Origin of the sequence: uncultured Sphingomonas sp., assembly GCF_913778135.1 — a bacterium.
Taxonomy (GTDB): Bacteria; Pseudomonadota; Alphaproteobacteria; order Sphingomonadales; family Sphingomonadaceae; genus Sphingomonas.
This window is the reverse complement of sequence record NZ_CAJYVU010000036.1, coordinates 36,064-55,211: the sequence shown is the minus strand read 5'-3', so window position 1 is coordinate 55,211 and position 19,148 is coordinate 36,064. Positions and strand designations below refer to the sequence as shown.

Annotated in this window: 14 protein-coding genes and 1 tRNA gene; 11 read left to right on the top strand and 4 right to left on the bottom strand. The window is 62.4% G+C overall.

Annotation, left to right across the window (positions count from 1 at the left end):
* The first annotated feature begins 25 nt into the window (after positions 1–25).
* Both QZ847_RS03750 and QZ847_RS03745 read left to right on the top strand, forming a co-directional pair.
* Positions 26–1,069 (top strand): mannose-1-phosphate guanylyltransferase/mannose-6-phosphate isomerase, encoded by a 1,044-nt coding sequence (locus tag QZ847_RS03750; RefSeq protein WP_294353177.1) that lies wholly within the window; start codon positions 26–28, stop codon positions 1,067–1,069.
* A gap of 819 nt (positions 1,070–1,888) precedes the next feature.
* Positions 1,889–3,247: a sugar transferase gene (locus tag QZ847_RS03745; RefSeq protein WP_294353175.1), complete on the top strand. Its 1,359-nt coding sequence runs from the start codon at positions 1,889–1,891 to the stop codon at positions 3,245–3,247.
* Positions 3,248–3,273: 26 nt separating this feature from the next.
* Here QZ847_RS03745 and QZ847_RS03740 read toward each other — a convergent pair whose 3' ends face one another.
* Together QZ847_RS03740 and QZ847_RS03735 are read right to left on the bottom strand one after the other, a co-directional pair.
* Complete coding sequence (locus QZ847_RS03740; protein ID WP_294353173.1) at positions 3,274–4,077, bottom strand: SDR family oxidoreductase; 804 nt, start codon at positions 4,075–4,077, stop codon at positions 3,274–3,276.
* A complete protein-coding gene (locus QZ847_RS03735) occupies positions 4,077–4,820 on the bottom strand; it encodes an alpha/beta hydrolase (RefSeq protein WP_294353172.1) in 744 nt (247 codons plus the stop codon). Before QZ847_RS03735 ends, QZ847_RS03740 begins: the two co-directional genes overlap by 1 nt.
* 211 nt (positions 4,821–5,031) lie before the next feature.
* Here QZ847_RS03735 and QZ847_RS03730 point away from each other — a divergent pair, with 211 nt between their 5' ends.
* Positions 5,032–6,675 (top strand): histidine kinase famiy protein, encoded by a 1,644-nt coding sequence (locus tag QZ847_RS03730; protein ID WP_294353170.1) that lies wholly within the window; start codon positions 5,032–5,034, stop codon positions 6,673–6,675.
* Positions 6,676–6,705: 30 nt separating this feature from the next.
* Positions 6,706–6,870, top strand: coding sequence for a hypothetical protein (locus QZ847_RS03725; protein ID WP_174195254.1), 165 nt, complete (start codon positions 6,706–6,708; stop codon positions 6,868–6,870).
* A 37-nt stretch (positions 6,871–6,907) separates the two neighbouring features.
* Here the strand turns inward: QZ847_RS03725 and QZ847_RS03720 are convergent, their stop codons facing one another.
* On the bottom strand, positions 6,908–7,327 hold the full coding sequence (locus QZ847_RS03720; RefSeq protein ID WP_294353168.1) for a hypothetical protein: 420 nt from the start codon (positions 7,325–7,327) through the stop codon (positions 6,908–6,910).
* A 431-nt stretch (positions 7,328–7,758) separates the two neighbouring features.
* Here QZ847_RS03720 and QZ847_RS03715 point away from each other — a divergent pair, with 431 nt between their 5' ends.
* Positions 7,759–10,845 carry a TonB-dependent receptor gene (locus tag QZ847_RS03715; RefSeq protein WP_294353166.1) on the top strand — a complete coding sequence of 1,029 codons (3,087 nt, stop codon included), beginning with the start codon at positions 7,759–7,761 and terminating at the stop codon, positions 10,843–10,845.
* Between the two features lie 198 nt (positions 10,846–11,043).
* On the opposite strand, the gene QZ847_RS03710 is transcribed toward QZ847_RS03715, so the two are convergent.
* Entirely contained in the window at positions 11,044–11,370 is a 327-nt protein-coding gene (locus tag QZ847_RS03710) for a hypothetical protein (RefSeq protein ID WP_294353164.1), read from the bottom strand.
* 237 nt (positions 11,371–11,607) lie between these two features.
* Here QZ847_RS03710 and QZ847_RS03705 point away from each other — a divergent pair, with 237 nt between their 5' ends.
* The 6 genes from QZ847_RS03705 to QZ847_RS03680 all read left to right on the top strand — a co-directional run bounded on the left by QZ847_RS03705 (position 11,608) and on the right by QZ847_RS03680 (position 19,148).
* On the top strand, positions 11,608–13,794 hold the full coding sequence (locus tag QZ847_RS03705) for a TonB-dependent siderophore receptor (protein WP_294353161.1): 2,187 nt from the start codon (positions 11,608–11,610) through the stop codon (positions 13,792–13,794).
* Positions 13,795–14,169: 375 nt separating this feature from the next.
* A complete protein-coding gene (locus QZ847_RS03700; protein ID WP_294353160.1) occupies positions 14,170–14,517 on the top strand; it encodes a hypothetical protein in 348 nt (115 codons plus the stop codon).
* 58 nt (positions 14,518–14,575) lie between these two features.
* Positions 14,576–14,652 (top strand) — tRNA-Pro (locus tag QZ847_RS03695).
* Between the two features lie 423 nt (positions 14,653–15,075).
* Positions 15,076–16,113 carry an acyltransferase gene (locus tag QZ847_RS03690; protein ID WP_294353158.1) on the top strand — a complete coding sequence of 346 codons (1,038 nt, stop codon included), beginning with the start codon at positions 15,076–15,078 and terminating at the stop codon, positions 16,111–16,113.
* 105 nt (positions 16,114–16,218) lie between these two features.
* A complete protein-coding gene (locus QZ847_RS03685; protein WP_294353156.1) occupies positions 16,219–16,926 on the top strand; it encodes a polysaccharide biosynthesis/export family protein in 708 nt (235 codons plus the stop codon).
* A 20-nt stretch (positions 16,927–16,946) separates the two neighbouring features.
* Positions 16,947–19,148, top strand: coding sequence for a polysaccharide biosynthesis tyrosine autokinase (locus QZ847_RS03680; RefSeq protein WP_294353154.1), 2,202 nt, complete (start codon positions 16,947–16,949; stop codon positions 19,146–19,148).

Here is a 19,148-nt window from a genome sequence, read left to right as displayed (position 1 = left end):
AGCGGGGGGACTGAGGAGAATACATTTGTCAGCAATCGTGCCGGTGATCCTGTCCGGCGGATCGGGAACGCGTTTGTGGCCGATGTCGCGGCCGGAGCGACCCAAGCAGTTCCTGGCGCTGACCGCGGCCGAGACAATGCTGCAACTGACCGCGGCGCGCGCGCACGGCGACGCCTTTGCAGCACCCATCGTGGTCGCGAATGCGGCGCATGCCGATCAGGTCGAGACGCAACTAGCCGAGATCACCGCCTCGCCGCAGGCGGTAATCCTGGAGCCCGCCGGCCGCAATACCGCACCGGCGATCGCGCTGGCTGCGCTCGAAGCCGACGGCAAGGCGCCACTGCTAGTCATGCCGTCGGATCACGTGATCGCCGATCCGGACGCCTTCCACGCCGCGATCCACGCTGCACTGCCGCTGGTCGAGGATGGCTGGCTCGTCACCTTCGGGATCACGCCAGATGCACCGGAGACGGGCTACGGCTACATCAAGGTGGGTGACGAGGTCGCTGCCGGTGTTCACCGCGTCGCGCGCTTCGTAGAGAAGCCGCAGCGTGATGTGGCGGAGGCGATGATCGCGAGCGGCGATCATGCCTGGAACGGCGGCATCTTCCTGTTCTGCGCCGATGCCTATTTATCGGCACTAGAGCAGTTCCGACCCGATATCCTCGCGGCCGCGAAGGCGTCTCTCAGGGGCGCGCAGCGCGATGGTGTGCGGGTTCACCCCGACAAGGCGGCGTTCGAAGCCTCGCCGTCGGACTCGATCGACTATGCAGTAATGGAGAAGGCCGATCGCGTCGCGGTGGTGCCGGTCGCGATGGGATGGAGCGATGTCGGCAGCTGGGACGCGCTGCATGCGATCGCCGACAACGACGAGCACGGCAATGTCGTGAACGGCGATGCGATCGTGCTCGACAGCCGCAATTGCCTGGTACGCAGCGATGGCGCGCGGATCGCGATGGTCGGCGTCAACGACCTGATCGTGGTTGCGAGCGGCAACGATATCCTGATCCTGCCACGTGGCCGCAGCCAGGACGTCAAGCTGCTGCAGGAGGAGATGAAGCGGAGTTGAGACGCACGCGGCGTGGCAGCCACGCCCAGCACTCCTCCGGTCCGGCTATTAACTGATCAGCTTCAATTTCGTCTGTGCGCAACTTGTTCAAGTCTAATGCCGATCACATGTGAACACCACTGATTGTAGCTGATCGACTGGCATACGTTATGGACGTTCATTCGTCGCATGTGCGGGAATGGTATACGAACATAGTCGGCTCGTGTGCATGCGACGTGCCGCACGTAAGTGGCCACATGTAGTGAGATACAAGGCGCTGCGTTGGCGCGCGGCATGTACGCGATCGGTATCTGTTTGGAAATTTCGCTGGAATGGTGTAAACAGGCTAAGTCCGTAGTAATTACGCGCCAGCGATGCCGACTGACGGGCACTTGATTTGCAAGCGGATCGATAATCGTCCATGCAACGTCGCCGCTTTAAGCTAACGCTACTACATACGCTACGTTGCTGTCGAATATAATTGTTTAAAGACTTATTGCTCTGCATTTCACGTGGTTACTAGTCTTTTGCCAATGAGACAAGTAAAATAACGGGTTATAAGTTTTATAATACTGTGATCTTTTATCCTATAACTTATTTATAGATTTTAGCGCACTTTTGATGTTTTAAACATGCGCAACGTACAAAACAGCTAAATTCATTATGTTCATACCACGTACACCCTCAGGAGTGATAAGGCCCTCGTGTGAATTAATGTAGGTAGCAAAGATTGCTTAGCTTATTGCCAGCTTCTGCTTTAGCTGAGATGTGTCTTTTTTGCCACTACCTTTTCGGGTGGTGATTGGCTACCCGGCATGGTCTTAGTGGTTAGTGTGTAACATGTTGGATACGACCGTCGCAGGAAAGCGGATGTCGCTGAAACGTCAAACGCGCATGCGGCTTTATGCCGCAATCCTGCTCGTTGACGCGGTGGCGGTGTCGCTGGGCTTCTGGCTGGCGCGCTACCTGCAGCCGAGTGTTTCGCCGGATATCCCGACGCTGGGACTGTTTGTCGCCACTTTCTCGCTGTTCCTGCTGCTTGAGGTTCGCAATCTGCGTCCATCTACGCTCGAGCAGTGGCTGCGTGGTACCGGTGCGAGCCTCGCATCTCTGATGGGCGCCATGTTGCTGGCTGTGTTCATCTCCTTCTGCCTCAATCGCGCCGTTTACGTGCCGCGTCTACTCGCTGGCACCTCGCTGCTGCTGTCAGGGGTGCTGCTGACCATATTACGTGCCTTGTTAGGCGCTGTCGGCGCGCGGTTGCTTGCTGGTTCAGCGGTATCGCGCCTGGTGGTGCTCGACGGCTTGGCAATCGATCTGCCACCTAACGTCGCAACGCTGGACGCGCGCCGGATCGATCCTGGCGCAGGAACACCGCACCCGTATTTTCTCGATCGGCTGGCACAGGCGCTGAAGGGTGTAGACGAGGCGTTCATCGCCTGCCTGCCCGAACGACGCGCATTCTGGGCTGTAACGATGAAGGGTAGCGCGGTGCGTACCGAGTTGCTGGTGCCCGAGCTCGATCAGTTCGGCGCGATCGGTAACAAGCATTTCGCCGGGATTGCCACCGTTCTCGTCTCCATTGGCGCGCTGCCACTTCGTGAGCGGGTGATGAAGCGCATGCTAGACCTCGCAATCGTAGTGCCCGCGATTATTCTGCTTTCCCCTCTGCTGCTCGCGGTGTTTGTCGCGGTCAAGCTTGACAGCCCGGGCTCGGCCTTCTTCGTGCAGCCACGGGTTGGTTACGGCAACCGGCTATTCCCAATGTTTAAATTTCGCAGCATGCGTAGCGAGCTATCGGACGCCGCGGGTGCGCAATCGACGTCGCGCCACGACAAGCGTGTGACCCGCATGGGCAAGCTGATCCGCGCGACTAGCATCGACGAGCTGCCTCAGCTGTTCAACATCCTGCGCGGCGACATGAGCTTCGTGGGTCCGCGCCCGCATGCGCTCGGGTCGCTGGCGGGTGACCGCTTATTTTGGGAGGTGGACCCGCGATATCACCATCGACACGCATGCAAGCCAGGACTTACCGGCCTCGCGCAGGTGCGTGGCTTTCGCGGTGCGACGCATCGTACCGAAGACTTAACCAATCGGCTCGATGCTGACTTGGAATACATCAACGACTGGAGTGTGCTTCGCGACATCCAGATCCTAATCGCGACATTCAAGGTGCTGGTCCACCGCAACGCCTTCTGAGCGAGGCGCTGCGGTGAAAGCACGACTTATGCCGGGATCGTGAACACCGATCCCGCGTCGACGCGGACGCCCGCGCCGGTGATGAAGCTCGCGCGTTCGGAGCAGAGGAAGGCGGCGACGGAGGCGACTTCCTCCGGGCGGCCGCGGCGACCGAGTACCATGCCGGGGCGCTCTTCCTTGAGGAAGCTGTCGATCGCCTCGTCGAAGCTGGTGCCTTTTTCCTCCGCACGCTTTTCCATCATCTTGTCGGTCATCGGCGTTGCGATGAACGCGGGCGAGACGGTGTTGACCAGCACGTTGTCACAGCCGTACGCCTTCGACAAACCCTTCGCCAAGCTCAGGATTCCGGCTTTGGACGCGCAATAGGCGAGTTCGTCGACATAGGGCTGCACGGCGTCTTCGGACGCGAACAGCACGATCCGGCCCCAGCCCTTCGACCGCATCGCCGGGATCGCCTCGCGGCACATCCGAACCGCTCCCATCAGGTTGATGTCGAGCGTTTCCTGCCAGCCGGCATCGTCAACCCCGAGGAAGTCGCCCGTCGCGCCCGTCACACCCGCCGCATTGACGTAGATGTCGGGGTCGCCGAGCTTCTCGCGCACTTCCTGCCAGAGCTTCTTCACCTCGTCAGGCTTCTGCACGTCGGCCGCAACCGCGATCACCTCGCCGAGCGACGACAGCTCTTTTGCCGCCTCGTCCAGCGTATTGTCGCCCTTGTCGGTCAGCGCGACGCGGCAGCCCGCCTCAAGCAGCAGCCGCGCGGTCTCCTTGCCCATGCCGGAATCGGCGCCGCTGACCAGTGCGACGCGGCCCTTGATACCCAGATCCATCAACGCTCTCCTTCTTGTTCGATATGGCGGACGTACGCAGCAATCAGCGCGGCGAGCGCCTCAGGCTGCTCGTAGGGGATGAGGTGCGCCGCATCGGCGACCGCCTCGATCCGTAGGTGGGTGTAGTGCGGCGCGTTGAGCCGGCGCTGCGCGTCCTCGCCGAGGTCGCCGTCCTCGCTCCCCGCGACGATCAGTGCGGGCAGGTCGATCACCCCTACCCTCGCGTCCCAGTCCTCGCACGCGCCCTGTTCCAGCCAGCCACGCCACGCCGCGGGCGAACTGCGTCGCACATCCACGATCGCCTGCTCGGCGAGGTCATGCGGCAGCGGACCCGCGGTGTTGGCGGAAATGAACTTTTCGGCCTGTGCGTGGGTAGCGGGACCATCGGCGAACCAGCCGATCATCTCGGCGCGGCGTGCCTCGTCCATCGGCTCGGGCGCGGGCGGCGAGGCCGCTACGAGGACGATGCCAGCGAGCCCGGCGGGGCGACGCGCGACGGTCAGCGTCGCGATCTTGCCGCCCATGCTGTGGCCGACGACGATCCAACGTGCGCTGTCATGACTTGCGACCTCGCCCGCGAACCAGTCGAGCGTCTCGGCAACACTCAGGTGTCCCATCGCTTCATGGTCGCCGAACCCCGGCAGGTCGAGCGCGACGCAATCATGGCCGGGCAATGCCTCGATCACCCGGTCCCACGACCGCGCGCTCGCGCCCAGCGCGTGGAGGAAGAACAATCGCGTCATGCACATCCGGGACAGTGAAGCTGATGCACGTTAAAGACCGGCGTGCGCGAAGCGTTCCCCCGCTGCATCGCGCATGCGCGAAAAGCCGGCCGCGACCATGCACTTGGTCGAAATCACGCCCGTCAGGGAACAATCCCAACTTATGTTGGTTGGTGCGGCCGAGGGCCGGCACTTCGGGGTTTGCCTCCACGCATGTACCCCAGGGACATTGATGGCCGACGAGACGAGTGAAACCCCGCCCGGCGGCCCGCCCCCGCATCTGGCCGGCATGGCGAATCACGACATGGGGGACGATCACAACACCATCTTCTTCGCGGCGGTGAAGACCACGCGGATGCCGATGATCGTCACCGATCCGAACAAGCACGACAATCCGATCGTCTTCGCCAACCCCGCGTTCATGAACATGACCGGCTATGAATGGGACGAGCTGGTCGGGCACAATTGCCGCCTGCTGCAGGGCCCCGACACCGACCGCGACACGGTGGCGGAGGTGCGCCGCGCGATCGAGCAGCGGCGTGAGACCTCGGTCGAAATCCTCAACTACAAGAAGAATGGCGCCTCGTTCTGGAACGCGCTGTTCATCTCGCCGGTGTTCGATGCCGACGGCAAGCTGATCTACTTCTTCGCCTCGCAGCTCGACGTGACGCGCCGGCGCGACGCCGAGGAAGGCCTGCGTCAGGCGCAGAAGATGGAAGCGGTCGGGCAGCTGACCGGCGGGGTCGCGCACGATTTCAACAACCTGCTGACCGTGATTCAGGGTTTCGGCGACATCGTGCTCAACAATCTGGAGAAGCCGGGCGAGTTCGACCGCGGCAAGGCCGCGCGCTCGATCCGCGCGGTGATGCAGGCGGCCGAGCGCGGTGCGACGCTGACGCAGCAATTGCTCGCCTTCTCGCGCAAGCAGAAGCTGCAGGGACGCGTCGTTAACCTGGTCGACCTGATCGACCAGTTGCAACCGCTGATCGAGCGGACCGCGGGCGGCGCGATCCGCATCGACATTCGCCATGCCGAGAAGACGTGCAACGCGCGGATCGATCCGACGCAGGCCGAGCTCGCGATCATCAACGTGCTCTTGAACGCGCGCGACGCGATGCCAAACGGCGGCACGATCACGATCCAGGCGTCAAACCGCACGCTCGAGGCGGGCGACAAAGGCTTCGGTGAGCTCGAGCCCGGCGATTACGTCATGCTGACGATCGCCGACCAGGGCACGGGCATGTCGCCGGAAATCCTTGCGCGCGTGACCGAGCCGTTCTTCACCACCAAGGACCAGGGCAAGGGTACCGGGCTGGGGCTCTCGATGGTCTACGGCTTCATGAAACAATCGGGCGGGTCGCTCCGGCTCTACTCGGAGGAAGGCCACGGCACGACCGTGCGCATGCTGTTCCCGTGCGAAGCCGCCAAGGTCGAGCCCGAGGGCGCGCAGCCGCAGCGGTCGATGGCAGACAAGCACGGCAACGAGACGGTGCTGGTGGTCGAGGATCAGGTCGATGTCGGCGACTATGCCGAGGCGGTGCTGAGCGAGTTCGGCTACACCGTGCTGCGGGCGGAGAATGCCGATCAGGCACTGGCGGTTCTCGACGGCGCGGGCGTGAAGATCGATCTCCTGTTCAGCGACCTGATCATGCCGGGCGGCATGAACGGCGTGATGCTGGCGCGCGAGGTCAAGCGACGCCGCCCGCGGATCAACGTGCTCCTGACCACCGGCTACGCCGAATCCTCGATCGAGCGCGTCGACGCGCGCGGCGCGGAATTCGAGCTGATCCAAAAACCGTACAAGCGCACCGAACTCGCCACCAAGGTGCGCCGCGTCATCGACGGTCCGACCGGGGTCGGCACGCACGGGGCATAAACCGAACCGATACCAAGAAGGGGAGTGCAGATGGAAAGCTACTACCGCGAACAGGCCGCATCCTGCGCCCGCGACGCCGACGCCGCAACGCTCCACCACGTCCGCGAACGCTGCCGTCGTTCGGAAAGCGCCTGGCTCCAGATGGCCGACCGCGCCGCCCGCACCGCGAAGTTCAAGGCAGCGAACGAGGGGTGATCTACCCCGGCGCGTGACGCGCCCGATCGAGCCGGGCTCAGTCGTACCATCGATAGGGACGACCGCGCCCGCGTTTGCGCGCGAGCTGATGCGGCAGCCGGGTCTCGAACCGTTTCATCTGCGTGAGGTAGTCGGGATCGAACCGGCTCGCACGCCGCAACCAGTATCGATAGCCGGCGCGATCGCCGCGGTTGAAGGCGTCCATTGCGAGATGCTGCGCAGCATATTCATACCCGCCCCTGTCCGCGCGGCGGTACAGCCCTGCCCTGCTGAACCGGTCGGCCATCCGCCCAGGACGATCAAACGTATCGGCGAGCGTCACCATCGCCGAACAATCCCCGCCAAGCGCCAAGTGCCACAGGATCGGTGTCCAAAAACCGCAGCCGTGCGCTTCCCTGATCGCCCAGTAGCGCGCCCATAATCGATCACGCTTTTCGTGGACGTCGCGCCGAGCCATCCATCATCTCCTTGCTACACGCCATGTCACAGGCTGTGCCGCGTCGATGATCGCGCCACAGCCGAACGCTGGTTGAGCAGGTTTCCACTGCCACGCGTGCCCCTCTAGGGCGTGCACAGCTCAGGCATAATGCCGCCTTTGCTCCACCGCTTACAAACGCGAATGCGAATATTGTTTCATATCAACGCTCTAGCTTTGCGCCAGAACTACTTACCAAGACAGTGATTATCACGCTTTATTATTATGTTATCGCTGCAGCTAATAGGACAATGATTGTTGCTTATTTTGTGTCATAGATGACACATTAATTTACAATGACGCATTCCCACTCACATGATCGTTGCGCGGAAACTACCACTGCAACATCATCCTCTCGGGCCGAAACGGTCGCAACATGCCGTCACCGGGGGGTGACGAGAGGGGAACAATAAGTGGCATCACCGATCCGTCGTTATCTGCTCGCGTCCACGTTGCTGATGGGGGCGTTCACCGCGGCGTCCGGCGCGTCGGCGCAGGTGACCCAGCCGGCCGAGGCCGCGCCCGAGGTAAAGGAAGAGACGACGCAGCAGGCGGACGCGGACGTCGTCGTCACCGGTTCGCGCATCGCCCGCCCCGACCTGACCACCGCCAGCCCGGTCAACGTCGTCAGCGGTGCGGAAATCGCGTTCCGCCAGCCCGCGACCGCCGACGACCTGTTGCGCAGCCTGCCCGCGGTGCGCCCGAACCTGGGTCGCGCGGTCAACAACGGCTCCGACGGATCGTCCTCACTCGACCTTCGCGGCATCGGCACCAACCGCACGCTGGTGCTGCTTGACGGTCGCCGCATCGTGCCGTTCGGTCTCGACAACATCGTCGACACCAATGTCATCCCGGTCGCGCTGCTCGAGCGCGTCGACGTGGTGACGGGTGGCGCCTCGACCGTTTACGGCGCCGACGCGGTCGCGGGTGTCGTCAACTTCATCACCAAGCGCAATTTCACCGGCTTCGACGCGCGCGCACAATACGGCATCTCGGAACGCGGCGACGCGCGCCAGTTCAAGGCCGATCTGACGATTGGCTCGAATCTCGCAGACGATCGCGGCAACGTCGTGCTGGGTCTGGGCTATACCAAGGCAGCCGAACTGCTGACCACCAACCGTGCGTCGGGCACGATCCCGATCAGCTCGGTCACGGGTCTGTTCAGCGGATCGACCGCATCGGTGCCGACGATCTTCACCTCGCCCAACGCCAGTGCTTTCTTCGGCTCGACTGCGGGCGCGCAGGGGATCATCGGCGGGGTGATCAATCCGACAACAGGAGCGCTCGACCGCGCGACCGCGGGCAACACCTACAACTCGAACCTCGGCACCTATTACCAGACGCCGATCGACCGCTACAACGTGTTCGCACAAGGCCGCTACGAGATCACCTCAGGGATCGAGGCGTACGCGTCGGCGATGTACACGCGCAGCGAGGTGCGGTTGCAGCTCGCCCCCTCGGCGACCTTCACCAACACCTATCAGCTGTCGCTCAACAACGCCTATCTGCCCGCGGCCGCGCGCAACCAGCTGTGCGCCGCACGCGGCATCACGGCAGCCGCCTGCGCGACCGCGGCTGCGGTACGCGGTGGTCCCGGCACGCCCGGCTATCTCGAGATCCCGGTGATCGCGCAACGTCGCTTCACCGAATACGGCCCGCGCGGCAATCCGATCGAATCGCAGCAGTTCCAGGTCCAGGCCGGCCTGCGCGGTGAGATCGTCAGCGGTCTGAAGTATGACTTCTCGGCGCAGTACGGCGAGACGACGCAAAACCAGGATCGCGAGAACTGGGGCTCGTTCACCCGCGTCCAGCAGGCGCTGCGCTCGTACCGCAACGGGGCTGGCGCACCCGTCTGCACCGACACGACGAACGGCTGCGTTCCGCTCAACCTGTTCGGGGCCGAGGGTTCGATCACCCCCGACATGATCAACTTCTTCGATCTCGACGCGCGTATTCGTCGCAAGACGCGGCTGACGGTCGTCAACGGCAACATCACCGGTGATTTCGGCCGCTTCGCCTCGCCGTTCGCCTCGGCGCCGATCGGGTTCAACATCGGTGGCGAGTATCGCAAGATCGAGGCCGCCTCCTTCCCCGACTTCCCGTCGCAGATCCAGGGCGAAGTGCTCGGCACCGGCGCGCGTACCCCACCCGATCGCGGCCAGTATGACGTGAAGGAAGCATTCGGCGAGATCATCGTGCCGCTGATCGCCGACGTGCCGTTCCTTTACCGCGTCACCGCAGAAGGCGGCATCCGCTATTCCGATTACTCGACCACCGGCGGGTCGACGACGTGGAAGGCGGGCGGCAGCATCGAGCCGGTGCGCGGTTTCAAGTTCCGCGGCATGTACCAGAAGGCGGTCCGCTCGCCCAACATCTCCGAGCTGTTCCAGAGCCAGGTGCAGGGTCTGGGCAATCTGACCACCGACCCGTGCCAGCTGGCGCTACCGAACGGCAATGCCGCGCTGACCGCGCTGTGCGTCGCGACCGGCGCACCCGCGAGCACGATCGGCAGCATCTCGCCGCCTTCGTCGACGCAGATCAACGTCACCACCTCGGGCAATCCGAACCTGGATGTCGAGCGCGCCAGCACCTACACCTTGGGCGCAGTGATCGCGCGCGAGGACGTACTGCCGGGCTTCTCGCTGACGGTCGACTATTTCAACATCAAGGTGACCGACGCGATCACGACGCCGGCGCAGGGTGACATCCTGAACGGCTGCTACTCGGCCGCGCTCAACCCCACCTTCGCGTATAACGGCTTCTGCCAGCTCATTCAGCGCAACCCACTGAACGGCACGCTGAACGGCGCGGGCGAGACGCCGGGCGTAATCCTGGGTGGATCGAACCTGGGCGTGATCCACACCGCGGGCATCGACATCGGCGTGGCGCAGCGCATTCCGCTCGAGGACTTCGGCCTCAACAATGCGGGCGCGCTGAGCATCGGTTTCAACGCTACCTGGCTCGACTATTACCACTTCCAAGCGACGCCGAACTCGATCAATCGCGACTGCACGGGCTATTACAGCACGAACTGCCTCAACCCGCGGCCCGAGTGGAAGTGGAACGCGCGCACGACCTACTCGCTCGGCGGGTTCGACGCCTCGATCCTGTGGCGCCACATTAACCGCGTCGACCTGGAGCCGTACCGCGCGACCGCGACCAACCCGCTGACGACCGCGCAGCCGGGCGGTCCGAACCCGGCGCTGTCGGGCAGCTCGACCGTGGTCATCAACGGCGTCACCTACACCGGCGTGCCGACCGCGGGCATCCAGCCCGGCTTCCGCTCGATTGACGCATATGACTACTTCGATCTGGCGCTTCGTTTCCAGGTCAACGACCAGCTCGACCTGTCGCTGACGGTCGACAATCTGCTCGACAAGAAGCCGCCAATCGTCGGCTCGGGCGTGGGCGGCACCGCGTTCAACAGCGGCAACACCTTCCCGACCACCTACGACGTGATCGGCCGCTACTTCACCTTCGGCGCGCGCGTACACTTCTAGGCGCCGGCGACATACCTGCGGGCGACCGAGACCCCGCCCGCAGTGTCCGCTCAGCCGCGTGAAGGGCCTCCACCCTTCGCGCGGCCTTTTTGGCTAACCCCCGCCGCTCTCCGATATTTGCATGGCTCTTCTTCGATGAAGGGCCAACCCGAACAGACGAAGCTTGTAGCGGTTCTCTCGAATATGCGGATCAAGTTGCTAAGGATGACTGAAGCGATGAGCGACAGCCCGCGTCATCGATCGCATCTTGTCACGTAGCTTGACTGATCTCGACGCGCCGGAAATCCAACCCCGGCTTTTCGCCTCGGCAGCGAACGCATTGGCTACCGGGTCACCGGACGACGAGTCGCTTTGGATCCACTCGGCAAGCAGCTTCTCATCGGACCACTCACCGATTTCTTCTGGTGAAGCATGAGGATCGGACATCGGATCAGCATAATGGCGCGACGCAAATTTACAAAGCAGCGCCGTCACATTCTGATCAAGATCGGACTTAAAACCATGCATTTTCGCAGACTGGTACATTCGCGCTGGCCTCCTGCACACGCTGCGACCTTGGCCCTGCTCTACGCACCAAGCGTTACAAACCGGTTAGTTGCCGGCACGCCAACTCACAGCGATCTGACGGGCACATCGAGATCGCATGCAGGGGATCGGAACAAGGCGAACTACGCCGAGTACCACATCGGTGTTATTGATAGTCACTTGCATTAGCTTTCGATCACCGCCAAGAGACCACCATAAGGTTCTTGGAGGAACACCATGTCTGCCCTGCTCGCTGCCCTGATGGCGGCTGCCGATCCCAGCGCGATCGCCATCGCAACCCAGCCTGTCGCCGCCTCCGACGCGGCGCCTGCCGACACGACTGCGGCTGCACCGCAGGCGGGTGAGGACATCGTCGTCACCGGCGCACGCACTGAGGGCAGTCAGGACTATACTATCCCCGGGCAGACCACCGCGACGCGGATGAACCTGTCGCTGCGTGACACGCCACAGTCGGTCAGCGTGGTGACGCGCGCGCAGATCGAGGATTTCCAGCTCAACGACGTCAATACGCTGCTCGGCACCGTGCCCGGCATCAACGTCCAGGCGGGCGAGACCGACCGCGTTTATTTCTCCGCGCGCGGGTTCGACATCCAGACGTTCCAGATCGACGGCATCGGCGTGCCGTTCGCCTTCGGCATTCAGACCGGTTCGATCGACACCGCCTTTTACGACCATATCGAAGTGGTGCGCGGCGCGCCGGGGCTACTGTCATCGACCGGCAACCCGTCGGCTGTCGTCAACTTCATCCGCAAACGGCCGACCCGCGACCTGCAGGTGCGCGCATCAGCGCAATACGGCTCGTTCGACCAGTATCGCGGCGAGGCGGATCTGAGCGTGCCGATCACCAAGGACGGCAGCGTCCGCGCACGCGCGGTCGGGGCGTATCAGGACGGCGACAGCTATCTCGATCGCTACGGCCTGCGCCGCTGGGTCGGCTACGGCATCGTCGAGGCCGATCTCGGCGCCAACACGACGGTGAGCGGCGGGTACGGCTACCAGGATCACAAGAGCCGCGGTGCGATGTGGGGCGCGATCCCGCTGACCTACACCGACGGCACGCCGCTGAACTTCAATCGCTCGTCGAACGTCGCACCCGACTGGTCGAGCTGGAATGTGATCGACCGGCAGATCTTCGGCGACATCACGCACCGCTTCGGCAACGGCTGGATCGCGCGCGCCTCGGCGATCCGCCGCGCGACTGATGAAAATAACACCTTGTTCTACGTCTACGGCAACCCGGTGCGCGGCGCGCCAAATGGAATCGGTACCGACGCCGATGGAAACTCGATCGGCATCGCGAGCTACCCAGGCAAGTTCCGCGCGACCACGCGCAATCTGACGATGGAGGCCTACATAACCGGCCCCGTCACGCTTCTGGGACGCGAGCACGAGATCAACATCGGCGTGAACCGCAGCGCGCAGGAGTACGTCCAACTCTCGAGCTACGACAACAGCACGATCGGCAACATCCTCCCCTATCCCGACCTGTTCGCGGGTGATTTTCCGCTGCCCAATTTCCCGACGACTTTCTCGACCGATCCCGCGTCGAGCCAGAACACGCACACGCGGCGCGAAACGGTCTATGGCCTCGTCCGGCTCAATCCCGGCGACGGCGTCAAGGTGATGTTCGGGGGCAACGTGACTCACGCCAAGAGCACCGGCTTCTCCTACGGCGCGAACACCGATTTCGACGCGACGCGCTTCCTCCCCTTCGCCGGCGCGACCGTGGACCTGTCGCGGAACGTGAGCATCTACGGAAGCTGGACGACGATCTTCAATCCGCAGAACCAGCTGCTCGACATCAACGACCGCATTATCGACCCGATCGAGGGCGAGAACCTCGAGGTCGGTCTAAAGGGCGAGTGGTTCGACGGACGCCTCAATGCGACGCTGGCGGCATTCCAGACGCGGCAGGACAACACCGCCGAGGCCGCCGGGATCAAGACCGTCGATGGCGTCACGCGCACCTATTACCAGGGCATCGACGCGCGGTCGCGGGGACTCGAACTCGACATCGGCGGGCAGCTCGCACCCGGCTTGCAGGTGACGGGCGGCTATACCGTGATGCGGATCGAGGATCCGGAGGGACGCCCCGTTCGCCGCTACGTCGCGCGCAACACCGGGAGGCTGAACGTCAGCTACACGCTGCCGATGCTACCGGCGCTGAAGCTAGGCGCGGCCGCGCAATACCAGAGCCGCATCATCTCGCCGACCGGCCTCGGCCGCCAGGGCAATTACGCGCTGCTCGACCTGCTGGCGGCGTACAGCATTACCCCGAATGTCTCCGCCGCGGTCAACCTGCGCAACGTGACCAACACCAAATACCTGACCGCGACCAACTTTGACGGCGGATATTATGGTGCGCCCCGGACGGTGATGGGGACGATCAGCGTGCGGTATTGATGCGGCAGGGCTGGACCGTGTGGTGGTGACGGTCCAGCATCCCCACGTGACCGTCAAAGGCATGAATGCTTCATCGACACCGGGAGTATTATCGACACCGGGGGTATTGCAGGATGGCCAGGTACCGCCTGCTTACCGCTGTCGCCTTTGCCGCCTCGGCATCCGCCGCGGTGGCACAGTTCGAATCGCCCGATCCGAAGGTATACGCCCGCGTGGAAGACCGCACACGTGCTCAGTTGCGTGGGGTGCCAGGCACCGAGGCCGATGTCGACCGCGGCTGCTATCGAATGGGCGAGCGCCTCGTACGCGAGTCCCCTCTGCTCGACGTACCGCGATTGCGTTATCTACGGACTAACGACTGCCAAGTGCGTCAAGATGACCCGCTCGCAACGCTTCCGCGGCATATGGGTCGACCACTTCGAGGGGCAGGCGTTCATTCCTGCCGGCAGCACACCGCCCCAATGGCCTGACAGCAAACTGCCCCCGGCCGAGTGGCGTGCGCAGTACGAACGTTCCCGCGCCGCCACGATCTGGCTCGACGTGGATCCTGAGAAGGTACCACCGAACTGGCATCGCAGTCAGCAACGCGCGGTAATCGACTTCATCGGCCGCAAGACCCGCTATCCGGGCCATTATGGTCACATGGGAATGGCGGGACACGAGATCGTCGTCGATCGCATCATCTCGCTTCAAAAGTGCCCCGGCGCGGCGGGTTGCAATTGAGCGATCGCTGATCGACCGATTTGACCCCGCGCGCGGTTCCGCTACAGGACAAGCGCGTCGGGGAGTGGCGCAGGCTGGTAGCGCACCTGGTTTGGGACCAGGGGGTCGCAGGTTCGAATCCTGTCTCCCCGACCATTGAGCGCCCATGCCGGCGCTCGGCCGCACGCCGCCTTTCCCAGCAAGCAAATATGCTATGCACTCTCGCTTACTCACCTACCATCAGTTCCACTGTCGCCGCGCTGCACCATAACGTCCTTATTAGTACGCGTGAGGTGATGATGACTGCTATCATGGTGGATTTTGTATGGAAAAACGGAGCGAAGAATCTGCTTCCAAGAAAATAAATCCTAATGTCGCTGCAGCCATAGAACGGCGGCAGTAGCCCGGGTTCGGGGTGGAACGACGTGACAGTGGCGACAGTCGTCGACCGTGCATGGCCGATGCTGAGGGAACATGATGCATTGGCAAAACGAGCTTGGCGAAATTATAGCGACGCGTGAGGCTGGGTGTCGTGCGTTGCCATGCTACGGGAGGACCCCCAGCGCCCGGCCGGGAAGTTTGAATGAAGCCACGATTTCTCACGCTCGATGCGCTGCGCTGCGCGGCGTCGCAGCGATCGCCGTCTACTTCCACCATAGCAACGGGATATCTGCGCCGCTCGGCATGTCGGCCGGGTACCGCGCAGTGGACCTGTTCTTTATCCTCAGCGGCTTCGTGATCGCGCACGCCTACGAAGAGAAATTGCGCCGCGACCTGACGCCGCTGCAATTAACGCTGCTTCGTATCGCCCGCATCTACCCGCTCTACCTCGTCGGCTTGATTATCGGCGCAGGCGGCGCTTTTCTGGCGGTGCTGCTACACGGTGGCGACCTGAGCATGCACGTTGTCGTAGTTTCCACCGTTGCGATGCTGTTCCTCCTTCCCTCGCCGGCCACCAATGCGTTCATGCCGCTTAATGTGCCGGCTTGGTCACTGTTCTTCGAACTGCTCGCCAACGCGATCTACGCGCAACTTGCCAAGGTGTTGAACAATCGCCGCCTCATACTCCTGATCGGAGCTGCAGCCGCGATCCTGACGTGGCTGTCGGTTCGTGCGGGAACGACGAACATGGGCGTCGAGTGGAGCGGGTTCGTCGGCGGAGTCATGCGCGTCTTGTTCTCGTTCTTCGCCGGCATCCTGCTCTACCGCGTTCGCCCGCGACGCATCTTACACACTCCATGGGCGTGGATATTGCCACTGATCGCGCTGCCGTCACTCTATCTCGCGTCGGAGGAACTTATACCGGACCTGCTATGTGTCTTTGTGGTATTCCCCACCATGATCTGGCTCGGCTCGGCGGTCGAGCTTCCGACGCGGCGGGTGGCAAATTTCCTCGGGGACACGTCCTACGGCCTGTACGTAATCCATGTGCCAATGATCCTGCTGTCCTACAAAACATTCAGCTATTTCGGCAGCGATGCGAACCGGTTTGCGCCCTGGACTGGATTGATCCTGCTCGCTGCGTTACTGCCGGGGATCTACATCCTAGACCGAATCTATGACCAACCTGTCCGCTCCTGGGTGGCAGCAAAGGTCAGATCGCGATTTCGTGGGTAGCTTCACGTAGCGGCGATGCGGATCGTGTCATCACCGGCGGTCGCTTGTGGTGAAGCGGTCGCTCGTCTAGGCGTATGGGCTTGTTGTGGGATGTAAGCGTTAAGTATGAACAAACCGGTTTTCTCGGCTGCCGCGTTGCTGTTGCTCCTTTCGGGATGCGTCGGTGGCGATCAGCTGATCGGGCGATCCGACTTGACCATCGTCCAGAACAAGGAACTACCGCCACCCAACAAGCAGGATCAAATCCTGCAACAGCGTTCCTATGTCGTTGGGCCGCTCGACCGCGTGATCGTTGACGTTTACGGCGCTCCCGATCTGTCACGCACGGTACAGGTTGATGCCAGCGGCCTGATCTCGCTGCCGCTGATCGGCAGCATATCCGCAGCCGGCAAGTCGCCGGCGGAACTCGCGCAACTCGTTGAAGCCAGGCTGCGCGGTCGCTACGTGAAGTCGCCGAGCGTGACCGTCACTGCCGATACGGTCAACCAGGTCGTAACGGTGGATGGGCAGGTGCAGAAACCCGGGCTGTATCCGGTGGTCGGGCGCATGACTCTGATCCGCGCCGTGGCCAGCGCGTCAGGCTTGACCGATTACGCCAACACCAATTTTGTCGTGGTTTACCGCAGGGTCAATGGCCAGGACATGGCCGCTCTATATGACCTCCGTGCGATACGTCAGGGCATATATGCCGATCCGGAAGTGTTCCCTAATGATGTTGTCTTCGTCGGGGAATCTGGCGGACGCCGCGCCTTCCAGACGATCATCGCGAGTGGCGGCCTATTGGTCGCCCCCGTGGTCGCGCTCCTGAACTAACGGACGGACATCGCAGTCGCATGAGTACGCTGGAATTTCACCGCCAGGGTGACGCACCCGTTGGCGCACCCGAAGAACCGGTGAACGCATCACCACCAACCATGCCCAATCTTCGCCCGGACATGGTCACCCAGGTGCTGACGATTGCCAGGCGTCGCAAATGGATTATTATTGGCGCATTGGCGATGGCCCTGGTAGCGGGCATCGTCATCACGCTGCTGATGACGCCCAAATACACGGCATCGACCATTGTCGAAATCCAGCGTGAAAACGGCTCGTTCATCAACGTCGAGGGCGCAGAACCCAAGACCGGTTTCGTTGATCAGGAATTCTACGAAACTCAATATGGCCTGCTGCGCTCCGACATGCTTGCGGAACGAGTTGCGCGTGATCTTCGCTTGTACGACGACGCCTCGTTTTTTGCGCTGACGCATGCTGGTCCGGAAGACTGGTTCGAGGGTGGTCGCGTGAAGCAGGGTGCATCGACGCGCGAACAGCGCATCCGCGCTGCGGGCGATGCGCTGCTGCGCCGCCTGGGTGTTCGGCCCGAACGCCTATCGCGACTGGTGACGCTCAGCATGACGACACCGGATGCGACATTGTCGCAGCGCATCATCAACGCCTGGGCATCCACCTTTATCAAGGTAACGCTAGAGCGTCGTTACGGCGCAACCGCCTACGCGCGGAATTTTCTCGACCAGCGTCTCGTGCAATTGCGCAACAGGCTGGACGAGTCCGAGCGGCGGCTGGTCAGCTATGCACGACAGGAAGCGATCATCAACCTGCCGACGGAAGGTGATGGCAAGGGCGAGGAGCGTTCGCTTGCGAGCGAGGACCTGATTGCGCTCAACACCGAATTGGCGAGCGCCAAGGCTGACCGGATTAGGGCCGAAAGCCGACTGAACACACCCGGCGGTACCGCTACCGAAGCGCTCAGCAATCCTACCCTCGGCACATTGCGTTCGCGTCGTGCCGAGCTCAGCGCCGATTACGCACGGTTGATGACGCAGTTCGAGCCGCAATATCCCCCGGCGGTCGCGATCCAGAACCAGATCGGCCAGATCGACCGTTCGATCAGCCGCGAAGAGTCGCGTGTCTCGGGAACGCTGCAACAAAATTACAATGCAAGTGCCGAGCGTGAGCGAGCCTTGCAGCAGCGTGTCGATCAGGCGAAGGGAAGCGTATTGGACCTGCGTCAGCGCAGCATTCAATACAATATCCTTCGGCGCGACGTCGATACCAGCCGTGAACTCTACAATGCGTTGCTCCAGCGCTATAAGGAGATCGGCGTTGCGGGTGGGGTCGGCGTCAACAATATCTCAGTTGTCGATGAAGCCGAACTGCCGCTTGGTCCGTCCAGTCCCAACTTGGTGCTGAACCTTGCATTGGCCGTAGCAGTAGGACTGCTACTAGGCATCGGTGGAGCACTGATTGCGGAGCAGCTGGATCAGGCAATCTCCGATCCAGCAGAAGTCGAGAACGCGCTAGGCGTTCCGCTGGTCGGCACCATCCCCAAGACCGCAGCCGGACAGACCGAGCAGGAGTTGAACGATCGCAAATCGATCCTAAGCGAGGCATATTTCTCGCTGCAGACCAACCTTGCTTTCGCCACCACGCACGGCATGCCGCGCACTATTGCCGTAACCAGCACGCGACCCGGCGAAGGCAAATCGACCACCAGTTACGCACTGGCACATTCGATCGCACGATCGTCGCGCCGCGTAATCCTGGTCGACGCCGACATGCGGTCGCCTTCTGTGCAGGAATGGCTGAAGCAGCCTAACAAGATCGGGTTGAGCAATTATCTCGCCGGCAACGACGATCTCGCCTCGATGATCCAGCAGACGCCGTTCGAGAACATGTCGATGTTGTTCGCTGGTCCATATCCGCCGAGCGCACCCGAATTGCTGTCGGATGATCGGATCGAAAAACTGATCAACGAGCTAAGCCAGCAATTCGACCATATTGTGTTCGACTCACCGCCGGTGATGGGCCTCGCGGATGCGCCGTTGATCGGTAGCCGTGTCGAGGGAACGGTGTTCGTCATCGAAGCCGGTTCGACGCAGAAGGTAATGGCACGGGTCGCGATCGACCGGTTGCGCGCCGCGCATGCCGCCTTGGTCGGCACGGTGATGACGAAGTTCAATCCTCGTCGCGCTCAGTTCGGCTACGGCTACGGTTATGGGTACGGCTATGGATATGGCCGGACGGACGAAGCATAA

Bases quoted from the DNA above. Each gene is read 5' to 3' on its own strand.
- QZ847_RS03745 (WP_294353175.1), top strand. From the start codon at position 1,889: ATGTTGGATACGACCGTCGCAGGAAAGCGGATGTCGCTGAAACGTCAA.
- QZ847_RS03740 (WP_294353173.1), bottom strand. From the start codon at position 4,077: ATGGATCTGGGTATCAAGGGCCGCGTCGCACTGGTCAGCGGCGCCGAT.
- QZ847_RS03735 (WP_294353172.1), bottom strand. From the start codon at position 4,820: ATGACGCGATTGTTCTTCCTCCACGCGCTGGGCGCGAGCGCGCGGTCG.
- QZ847_RS03730 (WP_294353170.1), top strand. From the start codon at position 5,032: ATGGCCGACGAGACGAGTGAAACCCCGCCCGGCGGCCCGCCCCCGCAT.
- QZ847_RS03725 (WP_174195254.1), top strand. From the start codon at position 6,706: ATGGAAAGCTACTACCGCGAACAGGCCGCATCCTGCGCCCGCGACGCC.
- QZ847_RS03720 (WP_294353168.1), bottom strand. From the start codon at position 7,327: ATGGCTCGGCGCGACGTCCACGAAAAGCGTGATCGATTATGGGCGCGC.
- QZ847_RS03710 (WP_294353164.1), bottom strand. From the start codon at position 11,370: ATGTACCAGTCTGCGAAAATGCATGGTTTTAAGTCCGATCTTGATCAG.
- QZ847_RS03705 (WP_294353161.1), top strand. From the start codon at position 11,608: ATGTCTGCCCTGCTCGCTGCCCTGATGGCGGCTGCCGATCCCAGCGCG.
- QZ847_RS03700 (WP_294353160.1), top strand. From the start codon at position 14,170: ATGACCCGCTCGCAACGCTTCCGCGGCATATGGGTCGACCACTTCGAG.
- QZ847_RS03685 (WP_294353156.1), top strand. From the start codon at position 16,219: ATGAACAAACCGGTTTTCTCGGCTGCCGCGTTGCTGTTGCTCCTTTCG.
- QZ847_RS03680 (WP_294353154.1), top strand. From the start codon at position 16,947: ATGAGTACGCTGGAATTTCACCGCCAGGGTGACGCACCCGTTGGCGCA.